This is a genomic window from Amycolatopsis sp. YIM 10 (assembly GCF_009429145.1).
Taxonomy (GTDB): Bacteria; Actinomycetota; Actinomycetes; order Mycobacteriales; family Pseudonocardiaceae; genus Amycolatopsis.
On sequence record NZ_CP045480.1, the window covers coordinates 1,190,498 to 1,204,795 of the forward strand.

General features: G+C 69.0%; 11 protein-coding genes. 5 read left to right on the top strand and 6 right to left on the bottom strand.

Annotated elements, in window-relative coordinates:
• Positions 1–10: 10 nt before the first annotated feature.
• From YIM_RS05870 to YIM_RS05880, 3 genes are all read right to left on the bottom strand, one after another.
• On the bottom strand, positions 11–1,225 hold the full coding sequence (locus YIM_RS05870) for an acyl-CoA dehydrogenase family protein (RefSeq protein ID WP_153029355.1): 1,215 nt from the start codon (positions 1,223–1,225) through the stop codon (positions 11–13).
• 27 nt (positions 1,226–1,252) lie between these two features.
• Positions 1,253–2,548 carry an acyl-CoA dehydrogenase family protein gene (locus YIM_RS05875; RefSeq protein WP_153036819.1) on the bottom strand — a complete coding sequence of 432 codons (1,296 nt, stop codon included), beginning with the start codon at positions 2,546–2,548 and terminating at the stop codon, positions 1,253–1,255.
• A 130-nt stretch (positions 2,549–2,678) separates the two neighbouring features.
• On the bottom strand, positions 2,679–3,875 hold the full coding sequence (locus YIM_RS05880; protein ID WP_153029356.1) for a TetR/AcrR family transcriptional regulator: 1,197 nt from the start codon (positions 3,873–3,875) through the stop codon (positions 2,679–2,681).
• 116 nt (positions 3,876–3,991) lie between these two features.
• Here YIM_RS05880 and YIM_RS05885 point away from each other — a divergent pair, with 116 nt between their 5' ends.
• The 5 genes from YIM_RS05885 to YIM_RS05905 all read left to right on the top strand — a co-directional run bounded on the left by YIM_RS05885 (position 3,992) and on the right by YIM_RS05905 (position 10,179).
• Positions 3,992–5,203 carry an acetyl-CoA C-acetyltransferase gene (locus YIM_RS05885; RefSeq protein ID WP_153029357.1) on the top strand — a complete coding sequence of 404 codons (1,212 nt, stop codon included), beginning with the start codon at positions 3,992–3,994 and terminating at the stop codon, positions 5,201–5,203.
• A 7-nt stretch (positions 5,204–5,210) separates the two neighbouring features.
• Complete coding sequence (locus YIM_RS05890; protein ID WP_153029358.1) at positions 5,211–7,379, top strand: 3-hydroxyacyl-CoA dehydrogenase NAD-binding domain-containing protein; 2,169 nt, start codon at positions 5,211–5,213, stop codon at positions 7,377–7,379.
• A 116-nt stretch (positions 7,380–7,495) separates the two neighbouring features.
• Entirely contained in the window at positions 7,496–8,653 is a 1,158-nt protein-coding gene (locus YIM_RS05895) for an alpha/beta hydrolase (protein WP_153029359.1), read from the top strand.
• A gap of 211 nt (positions 8,654–8,864) precedes the next feature.
• Entirely contained in the window at positions 8,865–9,599 is a 735-nt protein-coding gene (locus tag YIM_RS05900) for a hypothetical protein (protein ID WP_153029360.1), read from the top strand.
• Between the two features lie 382 nt (positions 9,600–9,981).
• Complete coding sequence (locus tag YIM_RS05905) at positions 9,982–10,179, top strand: hypothetical protein (protein WP_153029361.1); 198 nt, start codon at positions 9,982–9,984, stop codon at positions 10,177–10,179.
• Between the two features lie 39 nt (positions 10,180–10,218).
• Here YIM_RS05905 and YIM_RS05910 read toward each other — a convergent pair whose 3' ends face one another.
• The 3 genes from YIM_RS05910 to YIM_RS05920 form a co-directional block, all read right to left on the bottom strand.
• Entirely contained in the window at positions 10,219–10,950 is a 732-nt protein-coding gene (locus YIM_RS05910; RefSeq protein WP_153029362.1) for a PP2C family serine/threonine-protein phosphatase, read from the bottom strand.
• Between the two features lie 104 nt (positions 10,951–11,054).
• Positions 11,055–12,608: an acetolactate synthase large subunit gene (locus tag YIM_RS05915; protein WP_153036820.1), complete on the bottom strand. Its 1,554-nt coding sequence runs from the start codon at positions 12,606–12,608 to the stop codon at positions 11,055–11,057.
• A 2-nt stretch (positions 12,609–12,610) separates the two neighbouring features.
• A complete protein-coding gene (locus YIM_RS05920) occupies positions 12,611–14,011 on the bottom strand; it encodes an FAD-binding oxidoreductase (RefSeq protein WP_153029363.1) in 1,401 nt (466 codons plus the stop codon).
• Positions 14,012–14,298: the final 287 nt, after the last annotated feature.

Here is a 14,298-nt window from a genome sequence, read left to right on the forward strand (position 1 = left end):
CCGCGCGCGGTTACTTCAGTTCCGCCGATGACTTGCCGAGTAGGCGACGCGCCACGATGAGCTGCTGGATCTGCTGCGTCCCCTCGAAGATGTCCAGGATCTTCGCGTCGCGGCTCCACTTCTCCAGCAGGGATTCCTCGGTGTAGCCGAGCGCCCCCGCCAGTTCCACGCACCGCAGCGTGATGTCGACGACCGAGCGGCCCGCCTTCGCCTTGGCCATGGAGGCCTGCAGCGAGTTCGGCTTCCGGTTGTCCGCCATCCACGCCGACTCCAGCGTCAGCAGGTAGGCCGACTCGTAGTCCGACTCCAGTTCCAGGTACGTCGCCGCGGCGGCGTGCTGGTGGTGGGCCGGCTTGTCGTAGTCGACGGTGACGCCTGCCTCGGCGAGGATGCGAGCCGTCTCCTCCAGCGCGGCCCTGGCCACGCCGACCGCCATCGCGGCCACCAAGGGACGGGTGTTGTCGAAGGTCTGCATGACCCCCGCGAACCCCTTCTTGGTGTCGATCTCCGGCGTGCCAAGCAGGTTTTCCTTCGGCACGCGGCAGTTGTCGAAGCGCAGCACCGCGGTGTCCGACGCGCGGATGCCGAGCTTGTGCTCCAGCCGCACCACCTCGAAGCCCGGTGTGCCCTTCTCCACCACGAACGACTTGATCGCCGCGCGGCCCTTCGACTTGTCCAAAGTGGCCCAGACCACCACGGCGTCGGCGCGCTCGCCCGAAGTCACGAAGATCTTCTCGCCGTTGAGCACGTACTCGTCACCGTCGAGGCGCGCGGTGGTGTTGATCGCCGCCGAGTCCGAGCCGCAGTCCGGTTCGGTGATCGCCATCGCCGCCCAGATCTTGCCGAACCGCGCCAGCTGCTCCTCGTTGGCCACCGACGCGATGGCCGCGTTGCCCAGCCCCTGCCGCGGCATCGACAGCAGCAGACCCACGTCGCCCCAGCACATTTCGATGGTGCCGAGCGCCACGTTCAGGTTCGCGCCGTTGCGGTTGCCGGACTCCTTCTTGTCCGCCTTCTCGTCACGCCGCACGCCCGCCGCGCCCGCGCCGCCCTCACCGGAGGAGTTCAGCCCGTCCAGCAGCGCCGCGAACATGTCCAGTTCGGACGGATAGGCGTGCTCGGCGCGGTCGTACTTCCGCGAGATGGGCCGGAAAACCTCCGCCGCCGCCTGATAAGCCTGGTTGACCAGTGCCCGCGCCTTGGCCGGGACCTCGAGATTGATCATGGTGAAACCCTTTCCCGCCAAAACAGATCAGAGAAGGACCGAGCCTTCGAGAACACCGGCCGCCCGCAGGTCGCGGTACCAGCGCTCGACCGGGTGCTCCTTGACGAAGCCGTGCCCGCCGAGCAGCTGCACACCCGCGCTGCCGATCTTCATGCCCTTGTCCGCGGCCAGTTTCCGCGCCAGCGCGACCTCGCGCGCGTATGGCTTGCCCTGCTCGGCGCGGGCTGCCGCGCGCAGCGTGACCAGGCGCAGGCCCTCCAGCTCGATGCCGATGTCGGCGACCTGGAAAGCCACGCCCTGCCGGTGGCTGACCGGTTCGCCGAACGCCTGCCGCTCGTTGACGTACGGGATCACGTAGTCCAGCACGGCCTTCGCGGTGCCCGCCGCGAGCGCGGCCCAGCCGAGGCGCGAAAGCCGCACCAGCTCGGCGAAAACCTCCGGCTTGCCGCCACCGAGCAGCGCCGACGCGGGCAGGGAAACCCCGTCCAGGTGCAGCTTCCCGGTGGCCGCGCCACGCAGGCCCATCGCGGGCTCGCCCTCGATGCTCACGCCCGCGTTCGACGACTCGACGATGAACAACGCGGGCCCGCGGCCTTCGAGATCCGCGGACACCACAAAAAGCTCAGCCTGCGCGGCACGGGGGACCAGCGACTTCACACCGTCCACTTTGTACCCGTGCGGGGTGCGGCGGGCCTTGGTGCGCGGCTTGAACGGGTCGTACAGCGGCGCGCGCTCCTGCAAGGCCAACGCGGCCGCGGGCACGTTCTCCCCGACGAACGCCGGGAGATAGGTGGCCTGCTGCTCGGCGTCACCCCAGGAAACCAGCGCCGTGCTCACCGCGGACGGGGCCAGCACCGCGACCGCCAGCCCGAGGTCGCCGTGCGCGAGCGCTTCGGCGACCAGCGCGCCGGTCACCACCGAGCGCTCGGTGCCGACACCGCCCAGCTCCTCGGGAATGCCCACCAGCGTCACGCCCAGTTCGGCGGCGCGCGTGAGCAGGCCGTCCGGGGTGGTCAGCTTCGCGTCGGCCTCGGCGGCCGCGGGGCGCAGCTGCTCGGCGGCGAACTCGCGGACGGTCTCCACGATCATCTGCTGCTCTTCGGACGGGGTGAGGTCGAACAGCCCGCTGTCCGGCGCCGCCGACAGCCGCTCCGGTGCGTCACGCCGCTGGATCGCCTTGAACGAGCGCCCGGCGGCACCGGCGGCCTTGAACCCGCCACGCGTGGCCGACGAGACCAGCGACTCGATCGGCCTGCGCAGCCCGGCCCGGTCGATCGCCTTGACCCCCGCGAGCTTGGTCAGCGCGGCGAGGCCAAGGCCCATGGCGTCGCGCTTCTTCCCCGGCGTGCCCATGGCCGCCCTCCCGTCATCGCTTACCTACTCGTGAGTAGGTTAACCCGGAGTGGTGGCGAACGCCAGTAACGGGGTCGGATTTGGCACGCCGGAACGAGGTTCAGTCCAGGTCGAGCACCGAAATCATCATCATGTGCAGCTCCGCGGGCAGATTCGGGCGGGTGTTGACCCGCCGCGTGCGAGCGAGGTCGTTCGCGATGGTGAGCGCGGCGTGCACGGTGATCTTCGCCTCGCGCGCGTTCAGCGAGGGGTGGACCGCCGAAAGCAACTGCACCCACTGCGCCACGTAGTCGCGCTGGACGCGGAGCAGTTCGGCCTGGTCCCGCTCGGGCAGGTTCAGCGGGTCGCCGGAGAAGGCGACGGTCAGCTCGGCCGAACCGGTCAGCGTGTGCACATAGGACTCGGCGAGCCGGCGGAGCGCCTCGCGTTCGTCCGGCGGGGCACTGGTGCGCAACGCGTTTTCGGCGCCGAGCGCCAGCCGGTCCGCCGCGCGGCGGCAGATCGCCACGACCAGCGCCGACTTGCTCGGGAAGTGCCGGTACACGCTGGGGCCGGTGATCCCGGCCGCGGCGCCGATCTCCTCCATGCTCACCGCGTGGAAACCCCGCTGGGAGAACAGGTCCGTCGCCGCGGAGAGCAGTTGCTCGCGGCGGGACGGCTGCCCGATCCCCAGCGGAGGGGGCGTGGGCACGGTCTCCGGTGCCGGTGGCAGTTCGGTGTGCAGCACGCGCCGGGCCAGCTCGACCAGCAACTGCGCGAACCGGCGCTTCGCCACGCTCGTGTGGTGCACGGACACGCTGCCGAACACGCTGAGCCCAGCCCAGCAGAGCAGCTCCGCGTCCTCCGGCGTCAGGTCCGGGCGGACCAGCTGCAGTGACTTCGCCCACGACGCGAGCACCTCGCCGGAGCGCCGCCGGATCTCGCGCCGGTCGTCGCGGGGCAGATGCCTGCCTTCCCAGCGCCAGAGCGCGGCGATCTCCCGGCGTTCGACGGCCTGCCCGGCCAGGCAGGTGAGCAACGCCTCGATCTGCTCGGGGCCGGGCACCGCGCTGTCCGACACCGCCCGCGCCGTCGCGGCCTCCATGTCGTCGATGCCGGAGAGCACCACGTGCGCGAGGATCGCCTGCTTGTCCGCGAAGTGCCGGTACAGCGCCGGCCCGGTGACCCCGGCCGCGGCGGCGATGTCGTTGATGCCCACCCCGTGGTAACCACGCGCGCGGAACAGCTCGGCGGCCACCCCGGCGAGCTGGTTCTTGCGGTCGCGTGGCCGTTTGCCACGTGCGGGCGTAGGTTCCATAGGTGAACACACTCTAGCGAGTGTCGATTGGCTCGCAACCCATTGACACCCTGGGGTTTGTCGGGGATAAGTTAGTCCGTATTAGCGTTACCGGTCAGTACTCGGAGGACACAGTTGTGAGCAACGAGGCGTACATCTACGAGGCGCTCCGCACGCCTCGCGGCAAGAACAAGGGCGGTGCGCTCCACGGCACCAAGCCGGTCGACCTGGTGGTCGGCCTGATCGACGAGCTGAAGGTGCGCCACCCCAACCTCGACCCCGCGGTGATCGACGACATCGTGCTCGGCGTCGTCTCGCCCGTCGGTGAGCAGGGCGGTGACATCGCCCGCACCGCGGCGCTGGTGGCCGGCCTGCCCGAGACGGTGGCGGGCGTGCAGCTGAACCGCTTCTGCGCCTCCGGCCTGGAGGCCACCAACATCGCCGCGCAGAAGGTGCGCTCCGGCTGGGACCGCCTGGTGATCGGTGGTGGCGTGGAGTCGATGTCGCGCGTGCCGATGGGCTCGGACGGCGGCGCCCTGTTCATGGACCCGTCCACCGCGTACGACAACTACATCGTGCCGCAGGGCATCGGCGCCGACCTGATCGCCACCATCGAGGGCTTCTCGCGCGAGGACGTGGACGCGTTCGCCGTCCGCTCGCAGGAGAAGGCCGAGGCGGCCTGGTCCGGCGGTTACTTCTCGAAGTCGGTCGTGCCGGTCAAGGACATCAACGGCGTGACGATCCTCGACCACGACGAGCACCGCCGCCCCGGCACCTCGATCGAGGGACTGGCCAAGCTCAAGCCCGCCTTCACCACCATCGGTGACATGGGCGGCTTCGACGCGGTGGCGCTGCAGAAGTACCACTCGGTGGAGAAGATCGACCACGTGCACACCGGCGGCAACTCGTCGGGCATCGTCGACGGCGCCGCGATCGTGCTGGTCGGCGGTGAGGAGATCGGCAAGCAGTACGGCCTGACCCCGCGGGCGCGCATCGTCGCCACCGCCGCGGTCGGCTCCGAGCCGACCATCATGCTGACCGGCCCCACCCCGGCCACCGAGAAGGTGCTGGCCACCGCCGGGCTCACGGTCGACGACATCGACCTGTTCGAGCTGAACGAGGCCTTCGCCTCGGTGGTGCTGAAGTGGATGAAGGACCTGAACCTGCCGGAGGAGAAGGTCAACGTCAACGGCGGCGCCATCGCGATGGGCCACCCGCTCGGCGCCACCGGCGCGATGCTGGTCGGCACCGTGGTGGACGAGCTGGAACGCCGTCAGGCCCGTCGCGCGCTGGTCACCCTGTGCATCGGCGGCGGCATGGGCGTCGCGACCATCATCGAGCGGGTGTGAGGAAGAGATGACCGAAGCGAAGACCATCCGCTGGGAACAGGACGCCGACGGCATCGTCGTGCTCACCCTGGACGACCCGAAGCAGTCGGCGAACACGATGAACGCCGACTTCCGCGAGTCGCTCGGTGTTGTCGTCGACCGCCTCGAAGCGGAGAAGGACAACATCACCGGCGTGGTACTCACCTCGGCGAAGAAGACCTTCTTCGCCGGCGGTGACCTGAACGACCTGATCCAGGCGAAGCCGGAGAACGCGGCCGAGATCACCGCGAGCAGTGGCACGATGAAGGGCCAGATGCGCCGGCTGGAACAGCTGGGCCGCCCGGTCGTGGCCGCCATCAACGGTGCCGCCCTCGGCGGTGGCCTGGAGCTGGCGCTGTCCACCCACCACCGCATCGCGGCCGACGTGAAGGGCAGCCAGATCGGCCTGCCCGAGGTCACCCTCGGCCTGCTGCCCGGTGGCGGCGGCGTGGTGCGGACCGTGCGCCTGCTCGGCATCCAGAGCGCGCTGCTGAACGTGCTGCTGCAGGGCCAGCGGCACAAGCCGGCCAAGGCGCTGGAGCTGGGCCTGGTGGACGAGCTGGTCGGCAGCGTGGACGAGCTGCTGCCGAAGGCCAAGGAGTGGATCAAGGCCAATCCCGAGGCCGTGCAGCCGTGGGACGTCAAGGGCCACAAGATCCCCGGCGGCACCCCGTCGAACCCGAAGTTCGCGGCGAACCTGCCCGCGTTCCCGGCCAACCTGCGCAAGCAGATCAAGGGCGCGAACATGCCGGCGCCGCGGGCGATCCTGTCCGCCGCGATCGAGGGCGCGCAGGTCGACTTCGACACCGCGCAGCTGATCGAGACCCGGTACTTCGTGCACCTGGCCACCGGTCAGGTGGCGAAGAACATGACCAAGGCGTTCTTCTTCGACCTGCAGCACATCAACTCCGGCGGTTCGCGGCCGGACGGGTTCGAGAAGTACACCGCCAAGAAGGTCGGCGTGCTCGGCGCGGGCATGATGGGCGCGGCCATCGCCTACGTCTCGGCGAAGGCCGGGATCGACGTGGTGCTCAAGGACGTTTCGCAGGAAGCGGCCGAGAAGGGCAAGGGCTACGCGGTCAAGCTGGAGCAGAAGGCGCTCTCGCGCGGCAAGACCACCCAGGAGAAGTCGGACGAGCTGCTGGCGCGCATCAAGCCGACCGGTGACCCGGCCGACTTCGCCGGGGTCGACTTCGTGATCGAGGCGGTGTTCGAGAGCGTCGAGCTGAAGCACAAGGTGTTCGGCGAGATCGAGGGCATCGTCAACCCGGACGCGGTGCTGGGCTCCAACACCTCCACGCTGCCGATCACCTCGCTCGCCGAGGGCGTGCAGCGGACCGAGGACTTCATCGGCATCCACTTCTTCTCGCCGGTGGACAAGATGCCGCTGGTCGAGATCATCTGCGGGGAGAAGACCTCGCCCGCCACGCTGGCCAAGGTCTTCGACTACACGCTGCAGATCCGCAAGACCCCGATCGTGGTCAACGACAGCCGCGGCTTCTTCACCAGCCGGGTGATCGGCACGTTCATCAACGAGGCCGTCGCCGCGCTGGGTGAGGGCGTCGAGCCCGCGTCGATCGAGCAGGCCGGTGCGCAGGCCGGGTACCCGGCGCCGCCGCTGCAGTTGATGGACGAGCTGACGCTGACCCTGCCGCGCAAGATCCGGCTGGAGACCAAGGCCGCGGTCGAGGCCGAGGGCGGCACGTGGCAGGGGCACGCCTCCGAGGCGGTCATCGACCGCATGGTGGAGGAGTTCGACCGCAAGGGCCGTTCCTCCGGTGCGGGCTTCTACGAGTACGACGACGAGGGCAAGCGGACCGGGTTGTGGCCGGGCCTGCGCGACGCGTTCAAGTCGGGCACCGGCGACGTCCCGTTCGAGGACCTCAAGGAGCGCATGCTCTTCGCCGAGGCGCTGGAGACGGTGAAGTGCTTCGACGAGGGCGTGCTGACCTCGGTGCAGGACGCGAACATCGGCTCGATCTTCGGCATCGGGTTCCCGGCGTGGACCGGTGGTGTCATCCAGTACATCAACCAGTACGAGGGTGGCCTGGCCGGTTTTGTGGCGCGGGCGCGTGAGCTGGCCGAGCGCTACGGCGACCACTTCCTGCCGCCGGAGTCGCTGGTGGCGAAGGCCGAAAAGGGCGAGATCTACGAGTAAGACCGGGCTGTGAGTGGCCCCGCCGGTTCGCCGGCGGGGCCACTTTTTTGCGTTGCGGGGGTCGACTGCCGCTATAGTGCTAGGTAGCTAGTTAAATAGCGGAAGGGGATCTCCTGATGAGACGTTCGTTCCTGCGAGGGCTGGTGGCGCTGGCCGGGGTCGTCGTGTTCGCGGCGGGCGCGGTGCCCGCCGGGGCCTCGGTGCCCGCCAGGGCCGAGGTGACGCCACACCTGCTGAAGCCGACCGGGGTGCTGCCGGTGGGGTCCACCTCGCTGCACCTGGTGGATTCGTCGCGGCCGGACACCTGGGTGCCGTCGGCCGGGCCGCGTGAGCTGATGGTTTCGCTGTACTACCCGACTTTTGTGGCGCACGGGAAGCGGAAGCAGTACATGACGCCGCTGGAGTCGGAATTGCTGTTGAAGGAAGGGGAGATCGAGGGGTTGCCGTTGGATGTGCTGAGTCGCACGCGAACGCATTCCGTTGCCGACGCGCCACCGGTGGGACGGTGGCCGCTCGTGGTGTTGTCGCCGGGCTTCACGAAACCGCGGGCGACGCTTTCCGGGCTGGCGGAGGACCTGGCGAGTCACGGTTATGTGGTGGCCGTGGTCGACCACACCTACGAGAACGTGGCCACGACCTTCCCGGATGGACGGGTGGCGGAGTGCGTGGCTTGTGAGATCACGCGTCCGCCGGAGACGGCGCATCTGTTCTGGAAGAAGCTGCAAGATGGCCGGGCGGCTGATGTTTCGTTCGTGATCGATTCGGTGTTGGCCGACTGGGGTCGTTTTGTGGACGGGTCGCGGATTGCGATGGCGGGCCATTCGGCGGGCGGCGCGGCCGGTATCCACTCGATGCTGGCGGATCCCCGGATCAAGGCGGGGGTGAATATGGACGGAATGCAGGACGTACCCTTCACCGGTTCACTTTCCCGGCCGTTCATGTTCATGGGGCGGGAAGTCCAGTACACGCCGGGAGCGAGCGAGCAGGCAGGAACCTGGGCGAACGCGTGGACCCGGCTGGCTGGGTGGAAGCGGTGGCTCGTGGTGAGCGGGATGACGCACGCTTCGTTTACGGACGTGGGTTTGCTGGGCTGGCAAATGGGCTTGGATTCTGATGCCGAGATGCCGGGGGATCGCGCTGCTGTGGTTACGCGTCGGTATGTGCGCGCTTTTGTCGATGAGCATCTGCGGGGGATTTCACAGGGGTTGATGGATGCGCCTTCGTCGGCGTATCCGGAGATCAAATTCTGCACCCCTGAGAGCGGTTGCGCGTAGGCTGCAACGATCGAGTGAAGCGGCGAGAGATTTCCTGTTCCGGACCGGCGCTCTGGTAACAATGAGGGCATCGCGACGGGAGGGGCGATGTCGGACAACGGTTTCACCGTGGCGCTCGACGAGCTGGCAAGGGTGGCTGACCAGGCTTTTCCTGCGTTGGCCGAGATCATGGGCGCTCAGCTCGTGGTGTTGAACTCGCACGAAGGTCTGCATGGACCGGGTGGTGGCCTGCCCGCTGTCGCTCAATATCAATCTACGTACGCAAATTACACCGACGAGATTGCGGCACGGCAGAAAGGGGTGTCGAGGTCGTTCTCCCCACGTCGGAAGCGGTGAACAGGTTTTGTTCAACGAAGAGGGGGAGGCCTGGCTGCCGTCGCCGGAGCACTATCCCGGCGGTGGTGGCGCGGTGCTGGTCGACAGTTTCCGCCAGGACGCGCTCGACGTGCTCAGCCTCGACCCGCAGAAGATCATCGACGAGTTCGGCCGGATGCAGGGCGGTGCACGAGCGATTTCGCGGGAGAACTCCGAGGTGGTCGACGCCTTCCGGATGATCGACTATTCGGTGCAGGACTGGCGGGGCAATGGCGCCGACGCGTTTCGACAGCACCGCGCACTGGCCACCGCCACCGTTGGCGCGTGCCAGAAAGCGCTGAAGCAGAACCAGGAAGCGGAAACCAAGTTCGTCATCGGCCTTGGCACGATCCTGGTCGGCGCACTGGTCAGTGTTGCCAGCGGCGGTTCGCTGCTCGGGGTGTCGGCGGGCGCGTTCATCGCCGCGAGCGGTTCGGGAATCCAACTGGCGGTGGAAGGTGAGAAAGCCGGTGAAGTACTCGGCGCCTACACCAGCTCGCGGAAGCAGCTGATGGCCAGTTGCGAGGGTGCCGTCGGGGAAGCGGGCCGGATCATCTCGGGCACGGGAACGACTGGCGGCCGAGCGGAATGAGCTGTTCGAACCGTTGCCCGCCACCGTCGATGTCAACTCGCCCACGTTCCACTACGGAGATTTCTCCGCGCCTGAGCCACCGTCCGGGGGATTCGGCGAGCAGGTCGACCAGGAGCGGCGCGCGCCGGTTGCCGATGGTGATGGAACGATCCGGAAGCTGCTGGACGGGTGAGCATGAGACTTCTGCTCCTTGCCGCGCTGTTGGTGCTGACCGCTTGCGCGCCACCCGACGAGGCTCCGCCCGGCGGTCCACCGGTGATCCCGCAGCCGGTCTGCGAACTGTCGGGGGCGGATGCGCGTCCGGTGCTCAAGGTGCGCTGGTTTCCCCAGGTGCGCCCGGTACCGTTGTGGCGACCGGCTGCGGGCGCCCGAGGAGCTTTCGGTGGCCGGTTACCCGGCGCCCCTGGACAACGTCGAGAACGACGGGCGAGCAGACGCGCTGAAGGTCTGCGTGGTTTATGTGGACCTCGCCGACTCGCAGGGGCTCGCCGTCAGCTTCAGCGCTGTCCAAACCGACCCGGCGGACGGCTGCGCCGAATCCCGGCGTTTTACCGAACGCGTGGTGGGCAATCTGCGCTGATGAGCGTTGCGGACGGAGATCGCCTCGTCGTCAGACAAGTCAGGGCAGGGGTTGCAGGTCGACGACCACGGCGGTGGCGTTGTCCCCGCTGCCCAGCGTGTGGGCGGCCTCCACCAGCTTGTCGGCGGCCGAGTGCGGGTCTGCCGCGCCGGACAGCAGTTCCTTCACCGCCACCATGTTGAGCGTCTTGTGCACACCGTCGGTGCACAACAAGAGCCGGCCACCACGAACCGGGGTGTAGGAGTGGCCGATGTCCGACTCCCGCGCGGTGCGGACCGAGTCGGTCACCACGTGCTCCATCCGCGCCGAGGGCACCAGGTCCTGCGAGCGCCAGAACTCGGCGAGCGTGTGGTCCACGGTCAGCTGCGAGAGCACCCGCCCGTTCCACCGGTACAACCGGCAGTCGCCCACCCAGGCGATGTCCGCCTGCGCCTCGGCCGGCGAGTCCAGCGGCGGCAGCACGGCCACGATCAGCACGCAGTCCGCCTGCTCCTGCTCGAACTGAGAGCGCAGTTCCCGTTGCGCCGCCAGCAAACCCGCGTGAGCCCCGGAGCGGGACGCGGTTTCCGCGGCGACGCGCGCCGACAACCGCGCGGCCCTGGCGGCGAGCAGGTGGTCACCGACGCCGTCCGCGACCACGAAGGCCGTGCGGCCCGAAACCGCGTCGGTGTGCGTGGCGACCGCGTCGGCGTTGATGGAGCGCGGCCCGCGCTTGCTGACCGAATCCGACATCGGACGATGGCCGAGGGTCAGCTGGAGCGTGGTCATCATGGCCGGCCTCCTCACGGTACGACCGGGTCCCGCCCGGTACACCTCAAGTGAACCGGGCGAAACCGTCAGTTACCGAAGATCTATCTGAGAAGACCCTGTGAAACTCAGACCAGCGGGGGCACGATCGTGTCGATCAGGTGCGGGCCCGGCTCGGCCAGCGCCCACCTGAGCGCGTCCGCCAGCTCCTCGGCCGTGGTCGCCCGGCGCGCGGGCACACCCAGGCCCTCGGCGATCTTCGCGAAGTCCATGTCCGGCCCGGACAGGTCCAGCAACTCGGCCGCCTTCGGCCCGGAACCGTCCGCGCCGACGCGCTGCAGCTCCATCCGCAGGATCGCGTAGGCCCGGTTGTTCAGCAGGACCGTGGTGACGTTGGACTTCTCCCGTGCCTGTGTCCACAGCGCCGAGATCGTGTACAGCGCGCTCCCGTCGGATTGCAGGTTGAGCACCGGCCGGTCCGGCGCCGCGATCGCCGCGCCGGTGGCCACCGGGATGCCCTGCCCGATCGCGCCACCGGTCAGCGTGAGCACGTCGTGCCGCGGTGCGCCGGCGGTCGCCGCGGGCAGCAGCACGCCCGAGGTATTGGCCTCGTCGGCGATGATCGCGTTGTCCGGCAGCAGCGCGCCGATCACCTCGACCCAGTTCTGCGGGGTGAGCGGGCCACTCGGCAGCGCGGGCCGGTTTTCCTCCTGCAGCACGGGTTCGGTGTCCGCGGCGACCAGGTCGGCGAGGTCCTGCAGCGCGCCGACCACGTCCGCGTCCAGCCCGGCCAGGGTGTGCACCTGCGCGCCTTCCGGCACCAGGTCGCTGGCCTTGCCGGGATAGGCGAAGAACGAGACCGGCGACTTCGTACCCGCCACGATCAGGTGCTTGACGCCCTGCAGCTGGTACTCCACGTGCTCGGCCAGGTACCCGAGTCGCTCGATGGTCGGCAGCCCGGCACCCCGCTCGATCCGGGCGGGGAACACCTCGGCGAACGGCTTGGCGCCGGTCGCCACGGCGATGCGGCTCGCCGCGCGCAGCCCGGTCTCCCGGCAGGCCGCGCCGCCGATCAGCAGCGCCGCGGACTCCCCGGAGCGCAGCACTTCGGCGATCTGCTTGACGGTGGTCCCGTCCACTTCCTTCGGCACCCGCGCGGGCACGGGAGCGCAGGTCTTGCCACCGTCGCCCCAGGAAACGTCGGCGGGCAGGATCAGGTTGGCGACCCGGCCCGGCGCGTCCTGCGCGGCGGCGACCGCGGCCGCCGCGTCCGCGCCGACGTCGGCGGTGTGGTCCGAGCGCCGCGTCCAGCCGTTCAGCGTGCCGGTGAGCGCCTCGATGTCGGATTCCAGCGGGGCGTCGTACTTCTTGTGGCCGATCGCGTGGTCGCCGATGATGTTGACGATCGGCGTGTGCGCGCGCTTCGCGTTGTGCAGGTTCGCCATGCCGTTGGCCAGGCCGGGGCCGAGGTGCAGCAGGGTCGCCGCGGGGCGGCCGGCGATGCGCGCGTACCCGTCCGCGGCACCGGTCACCGCGCCCTCGAACAACGCGAGCACGCCGCGCATCTCCGGCACCGAGTCCAGCGCGGCCACGAAGTGCATCTCCGAGGTACCGGGATTGGCGAAGCACACGTCCACCCCCGCTTCGACGAGGGTGCGGATGAGGGACTGCGCGCCGTTCATGCTCACTGTGACTCCTGGTCGAAGAGAACGCCCGGGTTGAGGATGCCCAGGGGGTCGAAGGACAACTTGATCCGGCGCATCAGCTCGATCTTCGCCGGGTCCTCCAGTTCGAGGAAGTGCTCCTTCTTGGCGTGGCCGATGCCGTGCTCGCCGGAGATCGACCCGCCGGCGGCCATGCCCGCCGCGAAGATCTCATGCAGCAGCGCGCGCCGCTTCGCCGGGTCCTTCTGGAAGATTCCCAAGTGGACGTTGCCGTCCCCGGCGTGCCCGCAGCCGACCGCGCCGGACTCGGCGGCGGTGGCCAGCTCCCGCACCTTGGTCAGGAACGCGGGCATCTCCGCGCGCGGGATGACCACGTCGATCACGTCGTCGGCGCCGACCGACTTGGCCGTCCAGAACGCCTTCTCCCGCGCCTCGATCAGCTTGCGGGCGGCCGGTCCCTCCAGCACGTAGACGTCGGCGGCGCCCAGCTCGGCGAGCAGCTCGCCGAGCTGCTCCATGTCGGCGTGCAGCCGGTCGTTGTCGCGGTTTTCCAGCGACACCACCAGGTACGCCTGCGAGGAGTCCCTGACCTCGTCCGGCACGCCGAGCGACAACTGTTCCTTGTAGACGATCGCGGCCATGGTCAGGTTGTCGATGTACTCCAGGATGTGCGGGTCCAGCCCGCTGGCGATGATCTTCGGCACCGCGCGCATCACCTGGTCGAGATCGGCGAACGGGGCGAGCGCGGTGGCGCCGTGGCCCAGTCGCGGGTGCAGCCGCACGATCACCTCGGTGGCCAGCGCGAGCGTGCCCTCGGAGCCGATGATCAGCTGGGTCAGGTCATAGCCGGTGGAGGTTTTGGTGGTCTTGCCGCCGGTGCGGATCAGCTCCCCGCTGGGCAGCGCGGCCTGCAGGCCCAGCACGTTGTGCCGGGTGACGCCGTACTTCACCGCGCGCATGCCGCCCGCGTTGGTGCCGACGTTGCCGCCGACGCTCGCGCTCAGCTCGCCGGGGTAGACGGTGTAGGACAACCCGGCCGCGGCGGTCTTCTCGTCCAGTTCGGCCAGCGTCACGCCGGGCTGGACCACGGCGACGTGGTTGTCGGCGTCGACTTCGAGCACCTGGTTCATCCGCTCGAAGGAGATGAGCAGGCCGTCGGGCCGCGGCCGCGCCGCGCCGGACAGGCCGCTGCCCGAGCCGCGGGCGGTCACCGGAACCCGGTGCTCGCCAGCGGCCTTGAGCAGTTCCGCGGTTTCTTCGGCGGTCGCCGGTTTGGCCACGTAGCGGGGTTTCGCCGGTTCCACGGTGAGGCACTCGTCGTGGGCGTAGTCCTCGCCCACGGCCTCGCCGGTGAGCAGGTTGGCCTGGCCGACGATGTCGGCGAGGCGTTGGGCGAAACCCCCGGAACCGCTGTCGTTCATGACGGTGTCGACCGTCCTCTCACCTCTGCGCCGAGACCTGGTTACCGCAGGGTAGTACGGGCCGGACGAATCCCGCCATGAAGACCTTTCACGTCTCAGCCGAGCCAGCCCACGAGGTGCGTCGGGCACGCCGGCGCGCTGGTGATGAGGTCGTCGGCGTGGTGCACGTGGGCGGCGAAAATCTGCACGAGTGGGAACTCCTCGGAAAGGTGGTGTCGAATGTGAATTGCTTTCGAAAGCGATTCCGAGATTCGCAGCCGGATTGGCGCGATGTCAAAAAGCCGATC

What these genes read in the sequence shown, in the direction of transcription:
- YIM_RS05910 (WP_153029362.1), bottom strand. Translation starts at nt 10,950, where the DNA reads ATGATGACCACGCTCCAGCTGACCCTCGGCCATCGTCCGATGTCGGAT.
- YIM_RS05890 (WP_153029358.1), top strand. Translation starts at nt 5,211, where the DNA reads ATGACCGAAGCGAAGACCATCCGCTGGGAACAGGACGCCGACGGCATC.
- YIM_RS05880 (WP_153029356.1), bottom strand. Translation starts at nt 3,875, where the DNA reads ATGGAACCTACGCCCGCACGTGGCAAACGGCCACGCGACCGCAAGAAC.
- YIM_RS05870 (WP_153029355.1), bottom strand. Translation starts at nt 1,225, where the DNA reads ATGATCAATCTCGAGGTCCCGGCCAAGGCGCGGGCACTGGTCAACCAG.
- YIM_RS05915 (WP_153036820.1), bottom strand. Translation starts at nt 12,608, where the DNA reads ATGAACGGCGCGCAGTCCCTCATCCGCACCCTCGTCGAAGCGGGGGTG.
- YIM_RS05900 (WP_153029360.1), top strand. Translation starts at nt 8,865, where the DNA reads ATGGACCGGGTGGTGGCCTGCCCGCTGTCGCTCAATATCAATCTACGT.
- YIM_RS05875 (WP_153036819.1), bottom strand. Translation starts at nt 2,548, where the DNA reads ATGGGCCTTGGCCTCGCCGCGCTGACCAAGCTCGCGGGGGTCAAGGCG.
- YIM_RS05920 (WP_153029363.1), bottom strand. Translation starts at nt 14,011, where the DNA reads ATGAACGACAGCGGTTCCGGGGGTTTCGCCCAACGCCTCGCCGACATC.
- YIM_RS05895 (WP_153029359.1), top strand. Translation starts at nt 7,496, where the DNA reads ATGAGACGTTCGTTCCTGCGAGGGCTGGTGGCGCTGGCCGGGGTCGTC.